Consider the following 18838-nt stretch of genomic DNA (forward strand, 5'->3'; position numbering starts at 1 on the left):
GTCAGAGGGCAGATCTCAGCCATTGCTCGACGCCGCTGACGTGCACGACCGTGAGCGCCTGCGCGAGGTCGGCGTCGCCCGCGGCGATCGCGTCGAGGATCGCATGGTGCTCGTGCAGGGTGCGGTCGACCGCGTTCTCCTCGGTGATGCCGCGCCACACGCGCGCCCGCACGGTGTGCCCCGAGAGCGAGTCGATGAGGCTCGCCAGGTAGGCGTTGCCGGTGGCCTCGGCGATGCCGCGGTGGAACTCGAGGTCGTGCGTCACGAGCCCCTCGACGTCGGTGGCCTCGTCGACGCTCGTGACCACCGAGCGCAGTCGCTCGATCGTCGCCTCGTCGGCGTTGCGGGCCGCGAGCGAGGCGGCGGCCGGCTCGAGGATGCGGCGCACGGCGAAGATCTCGAGCACCGACTGGTCGTCGTGCAGGTCGATGACGAACGACATCGCCTCGAGCAGCAGGCGCGGTTCGAGGCTGGTGACGTAGGTGCCGTCGCCGCGCCGCACGTCGAGGACGCGGATGACCTCGAGGGCCTTGACGGCCTCGCGGAGCGATGAGCGCGACAGGCCGAGCCGGTCGCTGAGCTCCTTCTCGGGCGGGAGTCGCTCACCCGGAGCGAGTTCGCCGGTGAGGATCATCTCCTTGATCTTGAGGATCGCTTCGTCGGTGACGGCCATTCGTGCATCGTAGCGCGGCGGGGCGCCGAAATCGGCGCAGACATCCGATCTTTCGGCGGGGTGCCGAAGGCAGGGTGCGACGGGCGACCAGCGCCCGCGATCAGGCGTGGCGCCAGAGGTGCATCGACGCGTAGCTGCGCCACGGTGCCCACCGGGCGCCGTACGCGGTGAGTGCGCGGGCATCGCCGGGCAGCCCCAGTGCGACGGCGCCGTTGCGGAGCGCCAGGTCGCCGGTGAGCAGCACGTCTGGCGCGCCCGTGACGCGCATCGCGACGTAGCCGGCGGTCCACGGGCCGATGCCCGGGATCTCGAGCAGCTTCGCCTCGAGGTCGTGCCGCTCGCGGTCGGACGAGACCACGAGCTCGCCCGAGGCGAGTCGTCTGGCGACGTCGACGATCGTGCGGATGCGCGCCGCAGGCCCTCGGAGCACCTCCGCGCCGTGCTCGGCGATCGCCTCGGCCGTGGGGAACAGCAGCGCGAGGTCGGAAGCTTCGGCAAGGTGCTCGCCGAGCTCGGCGGCGAGCCGCCCGAGGGCCGTGCGGGCCGCCGCGACCGAGATCTGCTGGCCGATGAGCGCACGGAAGACCAGCTCGTGCGGGTCGAGGCAGCCGGGGAGCCGGATGCCGGGCACCTCGGCGACCGACGCGGCGAACGCCGGTTCGGCGCCGAGCGCGGCGTCGATGGCCTGCGCGTCGGCATCGAGGTCGAACAGGCGCCGAACACGCGCGACGAGCGGCGGGAGGTCGCCGAGCCCGGCCAGCCGGGCCTCGACCTCGATGCTCGGGGAGGCGGCGTCGCCGCCGGGCTCCAGCGAGAGCAGCGCGGGCCCGCCGGGAAGGCGCAGCGTGCGTGCGAACCGCGGGGCGCCGTCGGGGGAGACCGAGGCGTGCTCGACGCCCGAGACGGTGCGCGCGGCGAGCCAGGCGAAGACACCCGCAGCGTCGAAGGGCGCACGCGCGGGCAGCCGCAAGCGCACGACCCCGGCACCGGCGCCGGCACCCGCGGCGGTGCTCGTCTCGTCGGGCGACTCGGCGCTCGCACGCTCGGCGTCGCGCCGATCGACGAGGGTGAGGTCGGCCGGTCCGATGCGGTCGGGGCGCCCTCGCTCGTGCACCCGCGCCGAGGCGCGCACCTCGAGCGGGCTGCGTTCGTACACCTCGCGGATCGTGTCGTTGAACTGCCGGATGCTGCCGAACCCCGACGCGAACGCCACGTCGGCCACCGGCAGCGACGTCGAGGTCAGCAGCGTGCGCGCGGTCTGCGCACGGTGCGCGCGCGCGAGCGCGAGTGGACCTGCGCCGAGCTCCGCCGTGAGCACCCGGGTGAGGTGCCGCGGCGTGTACCCGAGGCGCGCGGCGAGCCCGGGAACGCCGTCGCGCTCGACCACGCCGTCGGCGATGAGCCGCATGGCGCGGGCCGCGAGGTCGTCGCGCAGGTTCCACTCGGGGGAGCCGGGCACGGCGTCGGGCAGGCACCGCTTGCACGCGCGCAGCCCGGCCTCGTGCGCGGCCGCGGCCGTGAGGTAGAACGTCACGTTCGAGGGCTTGGGCGAGACCGCCGGGCAGCTCGGTCGGCAGTAGATGCCCGTCGAGTGCACGCCGGTGATGAACTGCCCGTCGAAGCGGGCGTCGCGCGCCTGCATGGCGCGGTAGCGCTCGGCGAAGACGGGGTCGTCGACGGACTGCTCGCTGAGCGTTCGCGACGTCGTTGCGGTGCTGGGCATGCCTCAACCCTGACACGCGCCACCGACATCCGATGGCGGGAATCGGACATCAGCGGTCGCCCATATGCTGGGCCCATGCCCTCCGATGTGCTCGCCCAGCTGACCGCCGCCCTCGGCTCCTGCGTCTCGACGGCGCCGGCCGAGCTCGACGCGCTGCGTGAAGACCGCTCGGGCTGGCGCAGTGCGCACCGGGCGATCACGGTCGTGCACGCGGCATCCGTCGACGACGTGCAGCAGGTGATGCGCCTCGCGCACGCGAGCGGCACCCCCGTCGTCGTGCGGGGCGCGGGCACCGGCCTCGCGGGCGGCGCCATCTCGAGCGACGGATGCCTCGTGCTCGATCTCGCGGGCATGAACCGCATCCTCGAGATCAGCGAGGCCGACGAGCTCGCGGTCGTCGAGGCCGGCGTGCTGAACGGCGACCTGGCCGCCGCGGTCGCCCCGCTCGGCCTCTGGTACGCGCCCGACCCCGCCAGCCGCGCGATCTCTTCCATCGGCGGCAACATCGCCACGAACGCCGGCGGCCTGCTGTGCGCCAAGTACGGCGTCACGCGCGAGTCGGTGCTCGCGCTCGCCGTCGTGCTCGCCGACGGGCGTCTGCTGCGCACCGGGCACCGCACGGTCAAGGGTGTCACGGGCTACGACCTCACGGCACTGCTCACGGGTTCCGAGGGCACGCTCGGCGTCATCGTCGAGGCCACGGTGCGCCTGCGTCCGCTGCCCGCCGGCGAGGTCGTCACGATCGCGGCGGCGTTCCCCGACGTCGAGACGGCGGCCGCGGCATCCGCAGCCGTCACCGCCTCGCGCGTGCGGCCGGCCATGCTCGAGCTCATGGACGCCGGGGGCATCGCCCGCGTGGCCGAGCACCTCGGCACCGGTGCGCTCGCGGGCACGCCCCTCGCGACGCTCGCGCCGGGCGAGGCGTTCCTGCTCGCGCAGACCGACCAGGCCGGTGCCGCTGCGGAGGCCGACGTGATCGAGGCGGCCTTCGCCGCCGCCGGCGGGCGCGTGAGCCGGTCGACGGATGCCGCGTCGGGCGAGCGTCTCGTCGCGATCCGTCGTGCGTGGCACGGCGCGCTCGCCTCGCGCGGGCAGGTGCTCATCGAGGACGTCGCCGTGCCGCGCTCGAGGCTGCCCGAGATGTTCCGCGCGATCGAGCGCATCGGCCGCGAGCACGGGCTCGAGATCCCGACGCTCGCGCATGCCGGCGACGGCAACCTGCACCCGAACTTCGTGTTCGGCGCCGATGACGACGGCGGCGACCCGGGCGAGGTGCCCGAGCACGTGTGGGCGGCGGCCGACGCGATGTTCCGCGAGGCGGTCGCCCTCGGCGGCACGCTCACGGGCGAGCACGGCGTCGGGGTGCTGAAGCGCAGGTGGCTGGCCGACGAGCTCGGCGACCTGCAGTTCGAGCTGCAGCGCGGCATCAAGGCGCTGTTCGACCCGACCGGCATCCTGAGTCCGGGCGTGATGTTCGAGGCCGGCGCGACGACGGCGCCGACCACGCGCCAGCCAGGGCTCGCCACGCCGCAGCCCGTCCGTTCGACGCCGCAGCCCGCCGTTCCCGAGGAGGACCGATGACCGATCCCGTGCCCGACGCGTACCGATCGTCGCCCGAGGCCTACCGGACCGGGCCCGTCGTGAACCCGGGGCCGTCGCCCCGGTCGTTCATGCCGCCCCCGGCTCCGGTCATCGTGCCGACCCGGCGCGGCGCGGGGGCGTTCGCGCCGATCGGCATCGCGGTCGCGGTACTCGTGGGTGTGCTCGTCATCGCGTACTTCGCGGTCGCCCTCGGCATCCCGACCCTCCTGATCGGCAGCCTCCTCGCGTTGGCGCCGCTCGCGATCGTGCTGCTCGCGGTGCGCTGGATCGACCGCTGGGAGCCCGAGCCGCGCTGGGCGCTGTGGTTCGCGTTCCTGTGGGGTGCGGCCGTCTCGGTCGCGATCGCGCTCCTCGTCGACACGGGCGTGCAGCTCGCCATGGCGTTCGCGCTCAACACCGGGCCCGACGAGGCGATGCAGGCCGTCGTGCAGGCGCCCATCGTCGAGGAGGTCGCGAAGGGCCTCGGCGTGCTGCTGCTCTTCACGTTCTCGCGCAGCCACTTCGACGGACCGGTCGACGGGCTCGTGTACGCCGCCACGGTCGCCGCCGGATTCGCGTTCACCGAGAACATCCTCTACTTCGGATCGGCGCTCATCGAGGGCGGCAGCGCGGCGCTCGGAGCGACGTTCGTCGTGCGCGGCCTGTTCTCGCCGTTCGCGCACGTGCTCTTCACGGCGTGCACCGGGCTCGCGATCGGCCTCGGCGCGCGGCGCACGCGCGGCCCCGGCATCCTCGTCTGGTTCCTCGGCGGCCTCGCGTGCGCGATCGCGCTGCACGCGCTCTGGAACGGGTCGCTGACCTTCGCCACCGACGCGGTCGCGCTGTACCTGCTCGTGCAGGTGCCCATCTTCATCGCGGCGATCGTCATCACCGTGCTGCTCCGTCGCCAGGAACGCTCGATCACGCGCGCCAGGCTGCTCGAGTACGCGGCAGCGGGGTGGTTCAACCCCGACGAGGTCGAGGGGCTCGCCTCGCCGGCCGGCCGCAGCGCGGCGCTCGCGTGGGGCCGGTCGCAGGTGCCCCCGCGCACCGAGCAGGTCAAGCGCTTCATCGCGGACGCCACGCGGCTGGCGTTCACCCGGCAGGCCATCGTGACCGGGCGTGCCGACGCCCGACGCATCGCCGACGAGCGCGAGCTGCTCGACCTCGTCGCCGCCGACCGGCGTGCGATCGCGGGGCCGGGCGCCTGAGCGCCGACCGGTCCGGCGCCTGAGCGCACTGCCGTTCCCGGCGCTCGGCACGTAGGATTGCCGCATCCAGATTGACGGCGATCGGAGTCGGCATGCCCGTGCCGCAGTACCCGCAGAGTCCGATGCTGCGCGATCGGCTGCTGCACCTCCAGGAAGACGCGATCGCCGCCGGATCCGCGCCGCCCGTGCTGCGGCCGGTCGTGCGCGAGTCGTGGGAGCGCGCGATCCGCGGCGCGATCGATCCCGATCGGGCGCTGCCGCGCCTCGACCTCGATGAAGACGCGTTCCGCGACTACCGCGCGGGCCACGCCCTGGCGCCCGTCATGCCCGTCATCCGTCGTCTCCTCGTCGAAGGTGCAGACGAATCGGGACTGGTCATCGCGATCGGCGACGCGCAGGGTCGCCTGCTCTGGGTCGATGGCGACGCGGGGCTGCGACGTCGGGCCGAGGACATGCTCTTCGTCGCCGGCGCCGACTGGTCGGAGGCGAGCGTCGGCACGAGCGCCCCCGGCACCGCCCTCGCGCTCGACCGCGCCGTGCAGATCCGCGGCGCCGAGCACTACAACCGCATCGTGCACCCCTGGAGCTGTACCGCCGCTCCCGTGCACGACCCCGCGACCGGCGAGATCCTCGGCGTCATCGACATCACGGGCACCGATCTGGCGGTCGCACCGCACGCGCTGTCGCTCGTGTCGGCGACGGTCGCCGCCGTCGAGGCCGAGCTGCGCATCGCCCGGCTCGAGTCGGCCGTGAAGGCGACGATCCGTCGGGCACGGGCGCGCCCGGTCTCCGCCGCCGAGGCCGTCCGCACACCGCTCAGCGTGCTCGGCGAGCATCGCCCGAGACTCGGCTCGACCGAGCTGAGCCCGCGCCACGCCGAGATCCTCGCCCTGCTCGCGTGGCATCCGCGCGGACTCGGAGCCGAGCGCCTCGCCTCGCTCCTGTCCGAACAGGATGTCTCGCCCGTCACCGTGCGCGCCGAACTCGTGCGCCTGCGCCGCGTGCTCGACGCCGCGCGAGAGCCGGCCCTCGAGTCCCGCCCGTACCGCCTCGCGCGCGAGGTCGACCTCGACGCGGCATCCGTCGCGAACCTGCTCGCGCGCGGGTCGCTGCGCCGGGCCTTCGACCGGTACGTCGGCCCGGTGCTGCCCGCGTCGACCGCCCCCGGCATCGTCGAGATCCGCGAGGAGCTCGCCGGTCGCCTGCGCGAATCCATGCTGTCGGATGCCGCGCCCGACCTCCTGGCCGCCTTCGCCGAGCGCGACGAGAACCGGCAGGACGCCGACGTGTGGCGCGCCCTGCTCGGCGTGCTGCCGCCGCGATCCCCACGCCGGGCCTCGGTGGTCGCCCACCTCGAACGGCTCGAGGCCGCGCAGCGCTGAGCCGCGGCGACACGAAATTCAGGAGATCGGCCACCACGGGCGCTCTCCGCGACCCATCTCCGCAGATCTCCTGAATTTCGTGACGGCCACCCGACCGCATCGGTTGAGCCGCCGCATCCGCTCGGCGTGCATGGCACCGGCGGCGCCCTATGTCAGGATCGATCCGCGGAACCGGCGCCTCCCCGTGCGCGAGGGTCCGAGCCATGCGCATGATCGCGCCGAACGGATGGAGCCCCGTTGGCCTCGAGGGAGCAGGAGAGCATGTTGCTCGCTCGCCGTGCCCGGCCGGGTCTGCCGCGGCGTCGGCTTCCGGGCCTCGTTCTGCTCGCCGTCTGGCTGGTCGTCGCCGTGTACGTCGTCAGCGTCGTGGTGCGCAGCGGCAGCACCGAGCTCACCGTCGTGCTGCTCTTCATCGCGGTGGCGGTGGTCGGCCAGATCGTCGGGTTCGGACTGGCCCGCCGGAGGGTCCGCGCGCTTCGCGACGCACGCGGACTCGCGGGGGAAGGGCTCATCGTGCGCACGACTGCGGCCTTCTCGCATTTTCCCCCGAGGGAGATCGGGCTCATCGAGTCGTACACGCACGCGAGGCGCACGTATCAGGTGATGGAGATCTCGGACCGCGCCATCACGCTCCACGCGGTTCCACGCGCCGGCCATTCGGCCGGCGCGAAGCTGAGATTCGATCGCATCGAGAGCATCACCGTCGGCACGGCCGGATTCGCGGACTTCGCCGAGCGTGCCATCGTGATCTCCGGGCAGGAGCGAGGCCGCCCCTACCATTTGGGCATCGTCCCGGTCGAGCTCTCCTCGCCGTGGCTGATGCCGGTCAGCGACGCGGAGTACACCGAGGTGCTGACGATGCTGATCGAGGCGGCGGCAGCGACGATCGCGCCGACTTCGACAGCGAGCGGCGAGCTGTGATCGCCGACCCGAAACGGGCGGATTCCGACGCGCAGCGCTGAGCCGCGGCGTCACGAAATTCAGGAGATCGGCCACCACGGGCGCTCTCCGCGACCCGTCTCCGCGGATGTCCTGAATTTCGAGACGGCCACCCGACCGCATCGCCCGAGCCGCGGCATCCGCTCGCCCGAGCCCGAGCCCGAGCTCGAGCCCGAGCCCGAGCCCGAGCCCGAGCCCGAGCCCGAGCCCGGGCGCGCGCCTGCGCCAGCCGCGCCTGCGCCCACGCCTCTGCTGGCGCGTTGCAACGCACCTGCAACCCTCGGGCAACCCGGTCGCAACGGCCGCGCTCCTACCGTGATCTGCAACCCCCGCGCCGTGCGCCTGCGCGGTGCGGGGGAACCAGCCACTGGTCAATCAGACAACGACGTCAAGGAGACACGATGACCGTGTACGCCGCGCCCGGCACCACCGGCGCACTGATCGAGTTCAAGCCCCGCTACGAGCACTTCATCGGCGGCGAATGGGTGAAGCCCAAGGAGGGCGCCTACTTCGAGAACATCTCGCCCGTGAACGGCCGCCCGTTCACCGAGGTCGCCCGCGGCACCGCGGCCGACATCGACGCCGCGCTCGACGCCGCGCACAAGGCCGCCCCCGCGTGGGGTCGCACGAGCGCCACGGAGCGCGCCCGCGTGCTGCACGCGATCGCCGACCGCATCGACGCGAACCTCGAACTGCTCGCCGTCGCCGAGACCTGGGACAACGGCAAGTCGATCCGAGAACCGCTGAACGCCGACCTGCCCCTCGCGAGCGACCACTTCCGCTACTTCGCGAGCCTCATCCGCGCGCAGGAGGGCAGCTTCACGCAGCTCGACAACGACACCGTGGCGTACCACTTCCACGAGCCGCTGGGCGTGGTCGGCCAGATCATCCCGTGGAACTTCCCGCTGCTCATGGCCGTGTGGAAGCTCGCGCCGGCGCTCGCCGCGGGCAACGCGGTGGTGCTGAAGCCCGCCGAGCAGACGCCCACGTCGATCCTCGTGCTCATGGAGCTCATCGCCGACATCCTGCCGCCCGGCGTCGTGAACGTCGTGAACGGCTTCGGCGTCGAGGCGGGCAAGCCGCTCGCCTCGTCGAACCGCATCCGCAAGATCGCGTTCACCGGCGAGACGACGACGGGCCGCCTCATCCTGCAGTACGCGTCGAACAACATCATCCCGTCGACCGTCGAACTCGGCGGCAAGAGCCCGAACATCGTGTTCGAGTCGGTCGCCGACAAGCGCGACACGTTCTACGACAAGGCGCTCGAGGGCTTCAGCCTGTTCGCCTTCAACCAGGGCGAGGTGTGCACCTGCCCGAGCCGCTCGCTCATCCAGAAGTCGATCTACGACACGTTCCTCGACGACGCGATCGAGCGCACGAAGCAGGCGAAGCAGGGCAACCCGCTCGACACCGAGACCCAGGTCGGGGCGCAGGCCTCGAACGACCAGCTCGAGAAGATCCTGAGCTACATCGACATCGGCAAGCAGGAGGGCGCGAAGCTGCTGCTCGGCGGCGAACGCGCCGACCTCGGCGGCGACCTCAGCGAGGGCTACTACGTGCAGCCGACGATCTTCGAGGGCCAGAACCGCATGCGGCTCTTCCAGGAGGAGATCTTCGGCCCGGTCGTCGCCGTCACGAGCTTCACCGACTACGCCGACGCCATCGAGATCGCGAACGACACCCTCTACGGGCTCGGCGCCGGCGTCTGGAGCCGCAACGGCAACGAGGCGTACCGGGCCGGCCGCGACATCCAGGCCGGTCGCGTGTGGGTGAACAACTACCACGCGTACCCCGCCGGGGCGGCGTTCGGCGGCTACAAGTCCTCGGGCATCGGCCGCGAGAACAACAAGGCCGCGCTCGACCACTACCAGCAGACGAAGAACCTGCTCGTCAGTTACAACGAGAGCCCGCTCGGGTTCTTCTGATCCGGGGGACCGCGATGAGCACTGACGTACCGGGCGTGGGGGCGCTCGGCAGGGTCGTCGCCTCGATCACGGTCGCGGGGGATCGGATGCCGCGGGTGGAACTGAGCCCCGCGGCATCCGAGCTCCTCGCGATGCTGTGGTCGAAGCACGGGCCGCTCATGTTCCACCAGTCGGGCGGATGCTGCGACGGCAGCTCGCCCATGTGCTACCCAGCCGGCGAGTTCATCACGAGCGACGCCGACGTGCTGCTCGGCAAGCTCGACCTCGGGCCGGGCGGCGAAGGCGGGGCGGATGCCGCGGGCGGGTCGGGCGGCGAACACGGCGCGGATGCCGCGGGCGGGTCGGGCGGCGAAGGCGGGGCGGATGCCGCGGGCGGGCCTGTCGGCGAACACGGAAGGGCTGCGGATGCCGGCGCGTCGCGCGTCGTGCCGTTCTGGATGTCGGCCGAGCAGTTCGCCTACTGGCGCCACACCTACCTCACGGTGGACGTCGTGAAGGGGCGGGGGAGCGGGTTCTCGGTGGAGGCGCCTGAGGGGGTGCGGTTCATGATCAGGTCGCGGCTCATGGAGGAATGAGCCGGGCCGCCGGACGCAAAGAAACTCGCCGCCCTGCGGTGTGGCAATGCCGACGACTCTGCGGGACGACGAGTTCTTAGGGGTTCAAGACTGCGACATGTTCGCAGTCAGCGCAAGAGGGTGTGGACGGTTGTCCGCGGCATCCGCGTCGGGTTGGATGGAACCCATGACTGACACGAACAGCAAGCCCGAGATCGACGCGCCCGAGGGCCCCGCCCCCGCAGACCTCGTCATCGAGGACATCGTGGTGGGCGACGGCGCCGAGGCGACGCCCGGCTCCACGGTCGACGTGCACTACCTCGGCGTCGAGTACGACACCGGCGACGAGTTCGACTCCTCGTGGAGCCGCAACCAGTCGATCAACTTCCCGCTGCAGGCGCTCATCGCCGGCTGGCAGGAGGGCATCCCGGGCATGAAGGTCGGCGGTCGCCGCAAGCTGATCGTGCCGCCGCACAAGGCCTACGGCCCCGCCGGCGGCGGACACCGCCTCTCGGGCCAGACCCTGATCTTCGTGATCGACCTGCTCGGCGTGAGCTGAGCGCCCGAGACCCGCACCACTGAACCACCCGAAGGCCGTCGGCGCACGCCGGCGGCCTTCGTCGTGCGCGCGGATGGGCGGGCGTGCGGCACGCGGCATCCGCTCGGCTACGATCGGCGGGTGCCGATGACGTTCACTCCCTACCTCGTGCTGTGCGCCGTCCACCTCGTGCTCCTCGAGACGGGGCCGGGCTGGTCGATCACGGCGACCAAGGCGCTGTTGATGCCGCTGCTCGCGCTCGGCGTCGTGCTCGCTGCCCGCCGCACGCGGCCCGTGCCGCTCGCGTTGCCGTGGATGCTCCTGGCCGCGATCGCGCTGTCGTGGGCGGGCGACGTCGCCCTCTCGTTCCCGGGCATGTTCGTCGTCGGGCTGGGGGCGTTCCTGCTCGCGCACGTCGCGTACATCACGGTGTTCGTGCGCCTGCCGGGCCGCGGCGGCGGCCGGTCGGACGACGGCCGGTCGGGCGACGGCCAGGACCGGGGCACCGTCCGTTCGGGCATCGCCGCGTCGACCCGGCGGCGGCCGCCGCTCTGGACGCTCGTCTACGTCGTGTGGTTCGGCGGATTCATCGCGCTGCTCGGTCCGCACACCGGCGCGCTCCTCGTGCCGGTCGCGCTCTATGGGCTCGTGCTGGGGCTCATGGCGGCCTTCGCCGCGGCCCGGGGCCCGGTGATGGCGATCGGCGGCGCGCTCTTCGTGACGTCGGACTCCGTGCTGGGACTCGGCCGGTTCCTGCCCGGGTACGACTTCGCGCTGCACGACCTCACGGTCATGACCACCTACCTGGCGGCGCAGCTGCTCATCGCGATCGGGGTGCTCGCGGCGCTTCGCGCTTCGGCTCGGCCGTCTCGCGAACCCGATCGACCAGTTGCCGCCACGGCCCCGTGAGCTGGGCCTCGGCGAGCGTCGCCGACTCGGCGGGCGGCTGGCCCGCCGAGGGCTCCGGCTCGGCGGGGCTCGCGGAGGTCGAAGCGGGCTCGTCGGGCTCGCACCGGATGTCCCACGTGAACCGGTCGGGCTGCGCCGGCGGTTCGGGCACGTCGTTCCAGGGCAGCTCCTCGATGAGCACGAACCAGTCGTCGGCGTCGGGCTGATCGTCGACCTTCACATGCCAGGTGAGTCGGATGCCGGCAAGGCCGCCGCTGCGCGCCACGAAGACGTCCATGCCGCCCACGGTACCCCTCGTTCGCCTACGCGGACAGGACCCCGACCTCGCGCCATCCCTCGCGCACGGCCTCGGCCTCGCGCGACGCCTCGCCGAAGCGGAGCCCTGCCTGCCGCACGGTCTCGTCGGCGAACTGCGCGAAGGTGGCGTCTTCGTCGAGCCGCCCTGCGGTGAGCGTGTCGTACCAGATGCGCCCGACGTGCTCCCAGGCGAAGCCGCCCAGTCTGCGGGCCGCGAGCGCGAACGCCCGGTTCGGGATGCCCGAGTTGAGGTGCACGCCGCCGTTGTCGTCGGTCGTCTCGATGTAGTCGCGCATGTGCCCGGGTTGCGGGTCGCGTCCGAGCACGTCGTCGTCGTAGGCCGTGCCGGGCTCGAGCATCGAGCGCAGGGCTCGACCCTGCACCTCGTCGGTGAAGATGCCCTCGCCGATGAGCCAGGTCGCCGCCTCGGCGTCTTGACCGAGCGCGTACTGCTCGACGAGCGCTCCGAACGCGTCGGAGACGTGCTCGTTGAGCGCACCTGACTGGTTCTGGTAGCGCAGCTTCGCGGTGTGCTCGGTGACGCCGTGCGCGAGCTCGTGCCCGATGACGCTCAGCGAATCGGTGAAGCCGCGGAAGATCTCGCCGTCGCCGTCGCCGAACACCATGCGCTCGCCGTCCCAGAAGGCGTTGTCGTACTTGTCGCCGAAGTGCACGGTGGCCTCGAGCGGCATGCCGCGCCCGTCGATGGAGTCGCGGCCGAGGACGCGGTCGAACATGCGGTGGGTGTCGCCGAGGCCGTCGTAGGCGTCGTCGACGGCCTCGTCGCCGGTCGCCCGCTCGCCTTCGCGCCGCACGAGCCGGCCGGGCAGCCGTTCGGTGCCCTCGGCGTCGGAGATACGCCGTTCGGGTGCCGAAGGCGCGTCGGGCAGGGCGCTCGGCTGGTCGGAGTCCCGGCCGAGCGGGAGCCCGGGGGAGTCGGGGCCGAGCCGGGCGGGCGGCTCGCGCAGGAGGGCGCGCCTCGCGGCCTCGGCGGCGAGCGGGTACCGCGCACCCGCGGCCTCGGCGATGCGGTCGAGCAGGTAGGGCGGAACGATCGTCGGCATGCGTCGATGCTGGCAGCAGCCCCCGACATCCGCCCGCCGCCGCGCCGGAGCGGCGCTCCGCCGTTCCTCGTAGGCTTGACGGGTGACCACCACCCCGCTCCTCGGCCTCCTGCTCGACGTCGACGGCCCCATCGCGAGCCCCGTGACCCGCTCGATCGCGATCCCGTCGATCGCGCGCGACCTCGCGACCCTCGCGAACGCCGGGGTCCCGGTCATCTTCAACACCGGCCGCTCCGATGCCTTCATCGCCGAGCAGGTCGTGCCGCCGCTGCTGGCCGCCGGCCTCGAACCCGGTGCGCCCGTGTGGGCGATCTGCGAGAAGGGGGCGGTCTGGGCCTCGATCGACACCGACGGCCTCGGCGAGGTGTTCGTCGACCTCGACCTCGCGATGCCGACCGACTTCTCCGACGCGATGCGCGAGTACGTCGCGGCGCACTTCGACGAGTTCGGCTTCTTCGACGAGACCAAGCGGGCCATGGTCTCGGTCGAGCAGCACGTGCACGTCGAGAACGCCGACTACCTCGCGGCCCAGCCGGGCTTCGACGACCACGCGCACGAGGCGCTCGCCGAGCGCGGGTTCGGCACCGTGCGCGAGGGTCACGAGCGACCGGATGGCGCGGGCCGCGTGCACTGGCGCATCGACCCCACGATCATCTCCACCGACATCGAGTCGGTGCGGCTCGGCAAGGACCTCGGCGCCGAGCGGGCGGTCGCGCTGCTCGCCGAGCGGGGCATCCGCCCGCAGCACTGGCGCACGGTGGGCGACTCGCGCGGCGACTACGCGATGGCGACCTGGCTGCACGAGCGCGGCGAGCAGGTGCGCCACGTCGACGTGCGACCGGCCGACGGCGTGCCGGCCACCGCATACCCCGTGCTCACGGCCGGCGACCTCATCCACGACGAGGCGGGTGCGGTGTTCCTCTGCCGCTGGGTCGCCGCCGTGGCCCGCGGCGCGCTCGCCGACGACGAGTAGGAGCGGGCGGATGCCGCGCACGAACGACGACCCGGCGCCGGAGGCGGGGCCCGCGGCATCCGACCGTGCGATCGAGCCGGCCGCGCTGCGGCAGCATCCGCTCGCCCTGGTTCCCGCCCTGCTCGTGTGCGGTGCCGCGGTGCTGCTGTTCGGGTTCCTGCTGCCGATCGCGGGCTACGCGATGCTCGCCGTCGGGCTCGTCGCCGCGTGGCTCTGCGACCGCTCGGGTCGCACCGAGCGGCTGCTCGCCGACCTCGCGCTCATCGCGGTCGGCCAGGTGATCATCTCGACGGCGTCGATGAAGGCCGACCTCAGTGATGCAGGCATGGTGCGCTTCGCGGTCGTGCTGGGTCTCGCGGTGCTCGTGCCGTTCCTGATCTCGCGGTTCCTGTACCGGGAGCGCACGATCCGCTTCCCGTGGCGCACGGGCAACCGCTGGACCCGCACCCAGTGGCTCTACCTGATCTTCGTGACGCTCGCGGGCTGGCTGATCCTGCCGTTCTACTTCATCACCTCGGGCGTGTACCTCAACTGGCCGACCGTGACCGAGCCCGACGAGATCGGGCGGCTGCTCGTGGGCGTCATCGCGGTCGGCACGTGGGACGAGCTGTTCTTCATCTGCACGGTGTTCGTGCTGCTGCGGCGGCACTTCCCGACGTGGCAGGCGAACCTGCTGCAGTCGATCGTGTTCGTGTCGTTCCTGTGGGAACTCGGGTACCAGTCGTGGGGCCCGCTGCTCACGATCCCGTTCGCGCTCATCCAGGGCTACACGTTCAAGCTCACCAAGTCGCTCGGCTACGTCTTCACCGTGCACATGCTCTTCGACGCCGTCGTGTTCGCGGTCATCGTGTACGCGCACACCGGGTGGCCGGCGATCTTCCTGCTCGCGCCGTAGCGCCGACCCGCCGGCGCGCTCAGGCCGCGGATGCCTCGGGCGCGTCGAGCTCGGCGACGATCCGCCGCACGGCTTCGCGCCCGGCGCGGTTCGCCCCGACGGTCGACTGCGATGGGCCGTACCCGATGAGGAACAACCGCGGATCGTCGAGCGAACGCGTGTCGGCGACCCGGAACCCGCCCTGCGGGGTGCGCAGCCCGAGCGGCGCGAGGTGGGAGACCGCCGGCCGGAACCCGGTCGCCCAGAGGATGACGTCGGCGGGCTCGAAGCTGCGATCGGGCATCCGCACGCCGTGCTCCTCGATCGACGCGAACATCGGGTGCCGCACGAGCACGCCGCGCGCCTCGGCCGCGCGCGCCCACGGCGTCCAGTGCATGCCGGTGACCGAGATGACGCTGCCGGGCGGCAGGCCTAGGCGCACCCGCGCCTCGACGCCCGCGATCGCGGCGGTGCGCGCGGGGAGGTCGAAGTCCGCCTCGACCCACTCGGGCTCGCGGCGGGTGACCCAGAACGTGTCGGCGACGTGGGAGATCTCGTCGAGGAGCTGCACGGCCGAGACCCCCGCCCCGACGATGACGACCCGACGCCCGGCGAAGGCGTCGGCCGAGACGTAGTCGGCGACATGCAGCTGCCGTCCGCGGAAGCGGTCGGCCCCCGGAACCCACGGCAGGAACGGGCGGGTCCACGTGCCCGTCGCGTTGACCACGAACCTCGCGGCCCAGGTGCGGGAGCCGTCGGCTGTCTCGGTCTCGACCAGCAGCCGACCGTTCGGGTCGTCGTCGGCCCGTCGCACGGCGCGGACGAGGACCGGGCGCTCGACCTGCAGGTCGAAGCGGTGTTCGTACTCCGCGAAGTAGGCCGGCAGCACATCCATGGCGGAGGCCGCTGGGTCGGCCGGCGGCACCGCGAACCCGGGCAGCTCGTGGATGCCGTTCACGGTGGCCATGCGCAGCGACGCCCAGCGGTGCTGCCACGCGCCGCCCGGTGCGGCCTCGCCGTCGAGGACGACGAACGTGCGAGCGGATGCCTCGGGCGAGCCGACGGGCGTCAACCCGCGCCGCCGGAGGTGATACCCGGCCGACAGCCCGGCCTGGCCCGCGCCGATCACCACGACGTCGACCGGGATCGCAGGCTCATGCACATGTATGGAAACGACGCCGTGCGGGGGCGTATTCCACCGGCGCGGCGGGTCGGCCGGCTCGGGTGCCGTCGCTGCACACGCAGTCTCCGTCGAGGGACGGATGCCGCGGCATCCGCACGAGCGGAATCCACCGCACGACGGACGCGCCCGTGCCGCCCCTCCTGATGGCATTGAGGCATGACCGAGCACTCCACGCCGATCGTTCCCGCGCCCGCCCCTGCGCCCGCTCCGGGTACCCCGGCGCCCGCGCCGATCGAGGCACCTGCCGTACCCGACTACGCCGCAGCACCGATGCGTGCCTCCGCCCATGCGAACGTCGCTCCGGCTGTCGGGGCCTCCGCGCTGCCGTCGCGGCGCGAGGAGGCCGCGAATCGCCAGCGTGCGAAGAACGTCGCCGCCGCCCCGATCATCCCGGTGCGCGTGCCCTGGGTCGCCGTCGGCGTGTTCGTCGTGATCGCGTTCGTCGGGGCGTGGCTCGTCGCGCTGCCGCTGTGGACCTCGGACGAAGGCCTCGCACATCCGCTGTTCGGTCTGCTGGCGCCGGCCATGATGTTCACGCCCGCACTCGCGACGCTCGTGGTCGTGCTGTGGGTGCGGCGTCCGGCGAGCATCCCGCGTTCGCTCGGCCTCACGCCGATCCGGCCGGCGGGTCGCACCTGGTTCTTCATCGCGCTCGCATTCGTCACCTTCACCCTGCTGCCGTTGCTCGCGCTCCTGGTCGGGCACGCAATCGGACTGCTCCGTGTCGACTTCGTCGGGTTGAGCGGCGTGCAGGCGATGATCGACGCGCTGAACGGGAACGCGGGCGGGCAGGCGGTGCCCATCGAGGCATCCGTCGTCGTGCTGCTGACGCTCGTGTCGCTGCCGTTCCTGACCGCGGTCAACAGCGTGGCCGCGTTCGGCGAGGAGATCGGATGGCGCGGCTGGCTGCTGCCGGTGCTGCGACCGCTCGGCACCATCTGGGCGCTCCTGCTCTCCGGCGCGATCTGGGGCCTCTGGCATGCGCCGCTGATCCTGCTCGGCTACAACTACCAGCGCACCGACCTGCTCGGGCTCGCGAGCATGGTCGTGTTCTGCGTGCTCACGGGCGTCGTCATCGGGTGGATGCGGCTGCGCTCGGCGTCGGTCTGGCCCGCGGTCGTCGCGCACGGCGCGATCAACACGGCCACGACCCAGTTCATGATCTTCGTCGACGCCGATTCGCTGGCCGACCCGGGGGCGCTCTGGGGGAGCGTGCTCGGGTGGTCGGGTTGGATCCTGCTCGCCGCGGCGATCGCCGTGCTCGTGGTGACGCGTCAGCTGTGGAAGCAGCCGGAGCCGGGCCTCACGCTCGCCGAGTCGCGGCTCCGCTGACCGATCGCACGGTCATGCAGGTGACTCGACGGATGCCCCGTGCTCGCGCAGCCAGTCGAGCAGCACGAGCGCGTGGTTCGCGTGCTCGTCGCGCGCGCCGAACAGGAGCGTGACGCGCTCGGACTCCCGCTCTCGCCCGAGCACCAGCAGCGCGTCGGCGGCGGGATTCTCGTCGAGCTCGTGTCGGTACCGTGCGGCGAAGCCGTCGAAGGTCGCGTCGCGGTCGGCGGCGTGGTGCCACTCGCTCCGCAGATCGAGCGAGGGGGCGACATCCTTCATCCACCCGTCGAGCTCGGCGCGCTCCTTGCTCACGCCGCGCGGCCACAGCCGGTCGACGAGCACGCGGAACCCGTCGGATGCCTCGGCCGGGTCGTAGATGCGCTTGACGGTGAACGGCATGGCGTCAGTCTGACACCCCTCCGCCGTCGGCGGATCGGGTGGACCCGTCGGTCGTCGCCTTCGTCGAGAACACGACGCCTGCTGCGCCGCCGAGCCAACCGAGGATGCCGAGGGAGTACGCCGCCACGACCTCCGGTGACTGCGCCCCGAGCAGGAGCCAGTTGACCACGACGCCGACCCCGACGAACAGGTACACGTAGATCGCCCAGCGCGTGGCCCAGTTGAGCCCTGCGGTCAGCGTGGAGGCATTGAGGTCCACGCCGGCTTGATCCTCGATCCGCGTGATCGTGAATCCCAGCACCGACGCCGTTCTCGTCGTCATCAGCGTCGTGATCGCGCCGGCCGCCGCAGTGAGGCCGTCGCTCAGTGTGACCTGCGTTTCGCCGTCGCCGGAAATCTGGAGCCACGAACGGATGATCACGGCGGTCCAGATGCCGATGAAGGCCAGCAGGATCGCCACCGCGATGAAGTCGAGCGTGGTCCGGGGGACCTGGACGGTGCTCATATGCTGAACCTCCTCGCCGACTTCCGAGGCTTCGCCTTGGTCGCCTCCGCGGTTGGGGCCGCTTCAGCCTTGGTCAGCGGACTCGACGTCGGCGGGCTCTCGAACACGATTCCGGCGGCGCCGATGAGCCAGCCGACGAGCGACAGCGCGAAGGCGGTCACGACCTCTGGGCTGAGCGTGTCCATCACGAGCCAGACGCCCAGCACGCCCAGCCCGACGAGGATGTACACGACGATCGCCGCCTTGGACCGCCAGCTCAACTCGGCGGCGACCTTCTCGACCGTCATGACCGAAGATGCGGGGGAGCCGCCCTTCCCATCCGATTTCTGGCCCTTGACGTCGGCGATCGCCGATCCGATCGACGCCGAGGTCAGGCTCGCAAGGAGCGTGCTCAGTGCTCCCGCCGCGACGACGAACTCGTTGCCGATCGAGGCCGGGTTCCCGGCAGCGGCATCGATCAGCGAGAGGACGAGGATCCAGGTCCAGATTCCGGCGAACAACAGGAGCATCACGACGGCGATGACGGCGATGACCGTCCCGGCAGGTTTGGTGTTCATGTCGCCCCGTCTCGAGCAATATGAGGAATCCTCACACCATAGCGACGACCGGATCGCCCCATCTCGCCCCCAATCGGGGGCCGCAGCGCCCCGAGATTCCGAACGCGCCGGACGCTGTGGCCGTGATGCTGTGCGGTACCTGTGCGTCGTTGTGGTCGACGCACAGGTTTCGCCCCGGATCAGGCGCTTCTGTGTGGTCAGACCACAGAGTTCGAGCGC

General features: G+C 72.1%; 19 protein-coding genes. 11 read left to right on the forward strand and 8 right to left on the reverse strand.

Features of this window, described 5'->3' with window-relative positions; translation table 11 throughout:
• Position 1: 1 nt before the first annotated feature.
• On the reverse strand, positions 2–673 hold the full coding sequence (locus ACFVS8_RS06955; protein WP_387059390.1) for a FadR/GntR family transcriptional regulator: 672 nt from the start codon (positions 671–673) through the stop codon (positions 2–4).
• A gap of 100 nt (positions 674–773) precedes the next feature.
• Positions 774–2396: a DNA-3-methyladenine glycosylase 2 family protein gene (locus tag ACFVS8_RS06960; protein WP_387059393.1), complete on the reverse strand. Its 1623-nt coding sequence runs from the start codon at positions 2394–2396 to the stop codon at positions 774–776.
• Between the two features lie 75 nt (positions 2397–2471).
• Between ACFVS8_RS06960 and ACFVS8_RS06965 the strand changes: the two genes are divergently transcribed.
• From ACFVS8_RS06965 to ACFVS8_RS07000, 8 genes are all read left to right on the forward strand, one after another.
• Positions 2472–3977, forward strand: a complete 1506-nt coding sequence (locus ACFVS8_RS06965; RefSeq protein ID WP_387059396.1) for an FAD-binding oxidoreductase — start codon at positions 2472–2474, stop codon at positions 3975–3977.
• A complete protein-coding gene (locus tag ACFVS8_RS06970) occupies positions 3974–5188 on the forward strand; it encodes a PrsW family intramembrane metalloprotease (RefSeq protein ID WP_387059399.1) in 1215 nt (404 codons plus the stop codon). Before ACFVS8_RS06965 ends, ACFVS8_RS06970 begins: the two co-directional genes overlap by 4 nt.
• Before the next feature lie 92 nt (positions 5189–5280).
• A complete protein-coding gene (locus ACFVS8_RS06975; RefSeq protein WP_387059402.1) occupies positions 5281–6570 on the forward strand; it encodes a GAF domain-containing protein in 1290 nt (429 codons plus the stop codon).
• 261 nt (positions 6571–6831) lie between these two features.
• On the forward strand, positions 6832–7491 hold the full coding sequence (locus ACFVS8_RS06980) for a hypothetical protein (RefSeq protein WP_387059405.1): 660 nt from the start codon (positions 6832–6834) through the stop codon (positions 7489–7491).
• A 419-nt stretch (positions 7492–7910) separates the two neighbouring features.
• On the forward strand, positions 7911–9434 hold the full coding sequence (locus ACFVS8_RS06985) for an aldehyde dehydrogenase family protein (RefSeq protein WP_387059408.1): 1524 nt from the start codon (positions 7911–7913) through the stop codon (positions 9432–9434).
• Between the two features lie 14 nt (positions 9435–9448).
• Complete coding sequence (locus tag ACFVS8_RS06990) at positions 9449–10009, forward strand: DUF779 domain-containing protein (RefSeq protein WP_387059411.1); 561 nt, start codon at positions 9449–9451, stop codon at positions 10007–10009.
• 166 nt (positions 10010–10175) lie between these two features.
• Positions 10176–10547 carry an FKBP-type peptidyl-prolyl cis-trans isomerase gene (locus tag ACFVS8_RS06995; RefSeq protein WP_157428182.1) on the forward strand — a complete coding sequence of 124 codons (372 nt, stop codon included), beginning with the start codon at positions 10176–10178 and terminating at the stop codon, positions 10545–10547.
• A 126-nt stretch (positions 10548–10673) separates the two neighbouring features.
• Complete coding sequence (locus ACFVS8_RS07000; protein WP_387059414.1) at positions 10674–11435, forward strand: lysoplasmalogenase; 762 nt, start codon at positions 10674–10676, stop codon at positions 11433–11435.
• Here the strand turns inward: ACFVS8_RS07000 and ACFVS8_RS07005 are convergent.
• On the reverse strand, positions 11347–11712 hold the full coding sequence (locus ACFVS8_RS07005; RefSeq protein ID WP_387059417.1) for a protealysin inhibitor emfourin: 366 nt from the start codon (positions 11710–11712) through the stop codon (positions 11347–11349). The genes ACFVS8_RS07000 and ACFVS8_RS07005 overlap by 89 nt on opposite strands.
• Positions 11713–11737: 25 nt before the next feature.
• Entirely contained in the window at positions 11738–12796 is a 1059-nt protein-coding gene (locus tag ACFVS8_RS07010; protein ID WP_387059420.1) for a M4 family metallopeptidase, read from the reverse strand.
• 82 nt (positions 12797–12878) lie between these two features.
• Between ACFVS8_RS07010 and ACFVS8_RS07015 the strand changes: the two genes are divergently transcribed.
• Entirely contained in the window at positions 12879–13769 is an 891-nt protein-coding gene (locus ACFVS8_RS07015; protein WP_387059423.1) for a hypothetical protein, read from the forward strand.
• 10 nt (positions 13770–13779) lie between these two features.
• Entirely contained in the window at positions 13780–14664 is an 885-nt protein-coding gene (locus ACFVS8_RS07020; protein ID WP_387059426.1) for a CPBP family intramembrane glutamic endopeptidase, read from the forward strand.
• 19 nt (positions 14665–14683) lie between these two features.
• Here the strand turns inward: ACFVS8_RS07020 and ACFVS8_RS07025 are convergent, their stop codons facing one another.
• Positions 14684–15805: an FAD-dependent oxidoreductase gene (locus tag ACFVS8_RS07025; RefSeq protein ID WP_387059429.1), complete on the reverse strand. Its 1122-nt coding sequence runs from the start codon at positions 15803–15805 to the stop codon at positions 14684–14686.
• 177 nt (positions 15806–15982) lie between these two features.
• Between ACFVS8_RS07025 and ACFVS8_RS07030 the strand changes: the two genes are divergently transcribed.
• A complete protein-coding gene (locus ACFVS8_RS07030) occupies positions 15983–17158 on the forward strand; it encodes a CPBP family intramembrane glutamic endopeptidase (protein WP_387059432.1) in 1176 nt (391 codons plus the stop codon).
• A gap of 12 nt (positions 17159–17170) precedes the next feature.
• Here ACFVS8_RS07030 and ACFVS8_RS07035 read toward each other — a convergent pair whose 3' ends face one another.
• The 3 genes from ACFVS8_RS07035 to ACFVS8_RS07045 are packed head-to-tail and all read right to left on the reverse strand — an operon-like array spanning position 17171 to position 18619.
• Positions 17171–17557, reverse strand: a complete 387-nt coding sequence (locus ACFVS8_RS07035; protein ID WP_387059435.1) for a DUF488 domain-containing protein — start codon at positions 17555–17557, stop codon at positions 17171–17173.
• 4 nt (positions 17558–17561) lie between these two features.
• A complete protein-coding gene (locus ACFVS8_RS07040) occupies positions 17562–18062 on the reverse strand; it encodes a hypothetical protein (protein ID WP_387059438.1) in 501 nt (166 codons plus the stop codon).
• Positions 18059–18619 carry a hypothetical protein gene (locus ACFVS8_RS07045; protein WP_387059441.1) on the reverse strand — a complete coding sequence of 187 codons (561 nt, stop codon included), beginning with the start codon at positions 18617–18619 and terminating at the stop codon, positions 18059–18061. The genes ACFVS8_RS07040 and ACFVS8_RS07045 overlap by 4 nt, the downstream gene beginning before the upstream one ends.
• Positions 18620–18838 lie beyond the last annotated feature (219 nt).

The organism is Agromyces sp. NPDC058110, from assembly GCF_042884735.1.
Lineage (GTDB): Bacteria > Actinomycetota > Actinomycetes > Actinomycetales > Microbacteriaceae > Agromyces.

Excerpts from the sequence above, each read along its gene's own strand:
- ACFVS8_RS06955 (WP_387059390.1), bottom strand. The coding sequence starts at position 673 with ATGGCCGTCACCGACGAAGCGATCCTCAAGATCAAGGAGATGATCCTC.
- ACFVS8_RS06960 (WP_387059393.1), bottom strand. The coding sequence starts at position 2,396 with ATGCCCAGCACCGCAACGACGTCGCGAACGCTCAGCGAGCAGTCCGTC.
- ACFVS8_RS06965 (WP_387059396.1), top strand. The coding sequence starts at position 2,472 with ATGCCCTCCGATGTGCTCGCCCAGCTGACCGCCGCCCTCGGCTCCTGC.
- ACFVS8_RS06970 (WP_387059399.1), top strand. The coding sequence starts at position 3,974 with ATGACCGATCCCGTGCCCGACGCGTACCGATCGTCGCCCGAGGCCTAC.
- ACFVS8_RS06975 (WP_387059402.1), top strand. The coding sequence starts at position 5,281 with ATGCCCGTGCCGCAGTACCCGCAGAGTCCGATGCTGCGCGATCGGCTG.
- ACFVS8_RS06980 (WP_387059405.1), top strand. The coding sequence starts at position 6,832 with ATGTTGCTCGCTCGCCGTGCCCGGCCGGGTCTGCCGCGGCGTCGGCTT.
- ACFVS8_RS06985 (WP_387059408.1), top strand. The coding sequence starts at position 7,911 with ATGACCGTGTACGCCGCGCCCGGCACCACCGGCGCACTGATCGAGTTC.
- ACFVS8_RS06990 (WP_387059411.1), top strand. The coding sequence starts at position 9,449 with ATGAGCACTGACGTACCGGGCGTGGGGGCGCTCGGCAGGGTCGTCGCC.
- ACFVS8_RS06995 (WP_157428182.1), top strand. The coding sequence starts at position 10,176 with ATGACTGACACGAACAGCAAGCCCGAGATCGACGCGCCCGAGGGCCCC.
- ACFVS8_RS07000 (WP_387059414.1), top strand. The coding sequence starts at position 10,674 with ATGACGTTCACTCCCTACCTCGTGCTGTGCGCCGTCCACCTCGTGCTC.
- ACFVS8_RS07005 (WP_387059417.1), bottom strand. The coding sequence starts at position 11,712 with ATGGACGTCTTCGTGGCGCGCAGCGGCGGCCTTGCCGGCATCCGACTC.
- ACFVS8_RS07010 (WP_387059420.1), bottom strand. The coding sequence starts at position 12,796 with ATGCCGACGATCGTTCCGCCCTACCTGCTCGACCGCATCGCCGAGGCC.
- ACFVS8_RS07020 (WP_387059426.1), top strand. The coding sequence starts at position 13,780 with ATGCCGCGCACGAACGACGACCCGGCGCCGGAGGCGGGGCCCGCGGCA.
- ACFVS8_RS07030 (WP_387059432.1), top strand. The coding sequence starts at position 15,983 with ATGACCGAGCACTCCACGCCGATCGTTCCCGCGCCCGCCCCTGCGCCC.
- ACFVS8_RS07035 (WP_387059435.1), bottom strand. The coding sequence starts at position 17,557 with ATGCCGTTCACCGTCAAGCGCATCTACGACCCGGCCGAGGCATCCGAC.
- ACFVS8_RS07040 (WP_387059438.1), bottom strand. The coding sequence starts at position 18,062 with ATGAGCACCGTCCAGGTCCCCCGGACCACGCTCGACTTCATCGCGGTG.
- ACFVS8_RS07045 (WP_387059441.1), bottom strand. The coding sequence starts at position 18,619 with ATGAACACCAAACCTGCCGGGACGGTCATCGCCGTCATCGCCGTCGTG.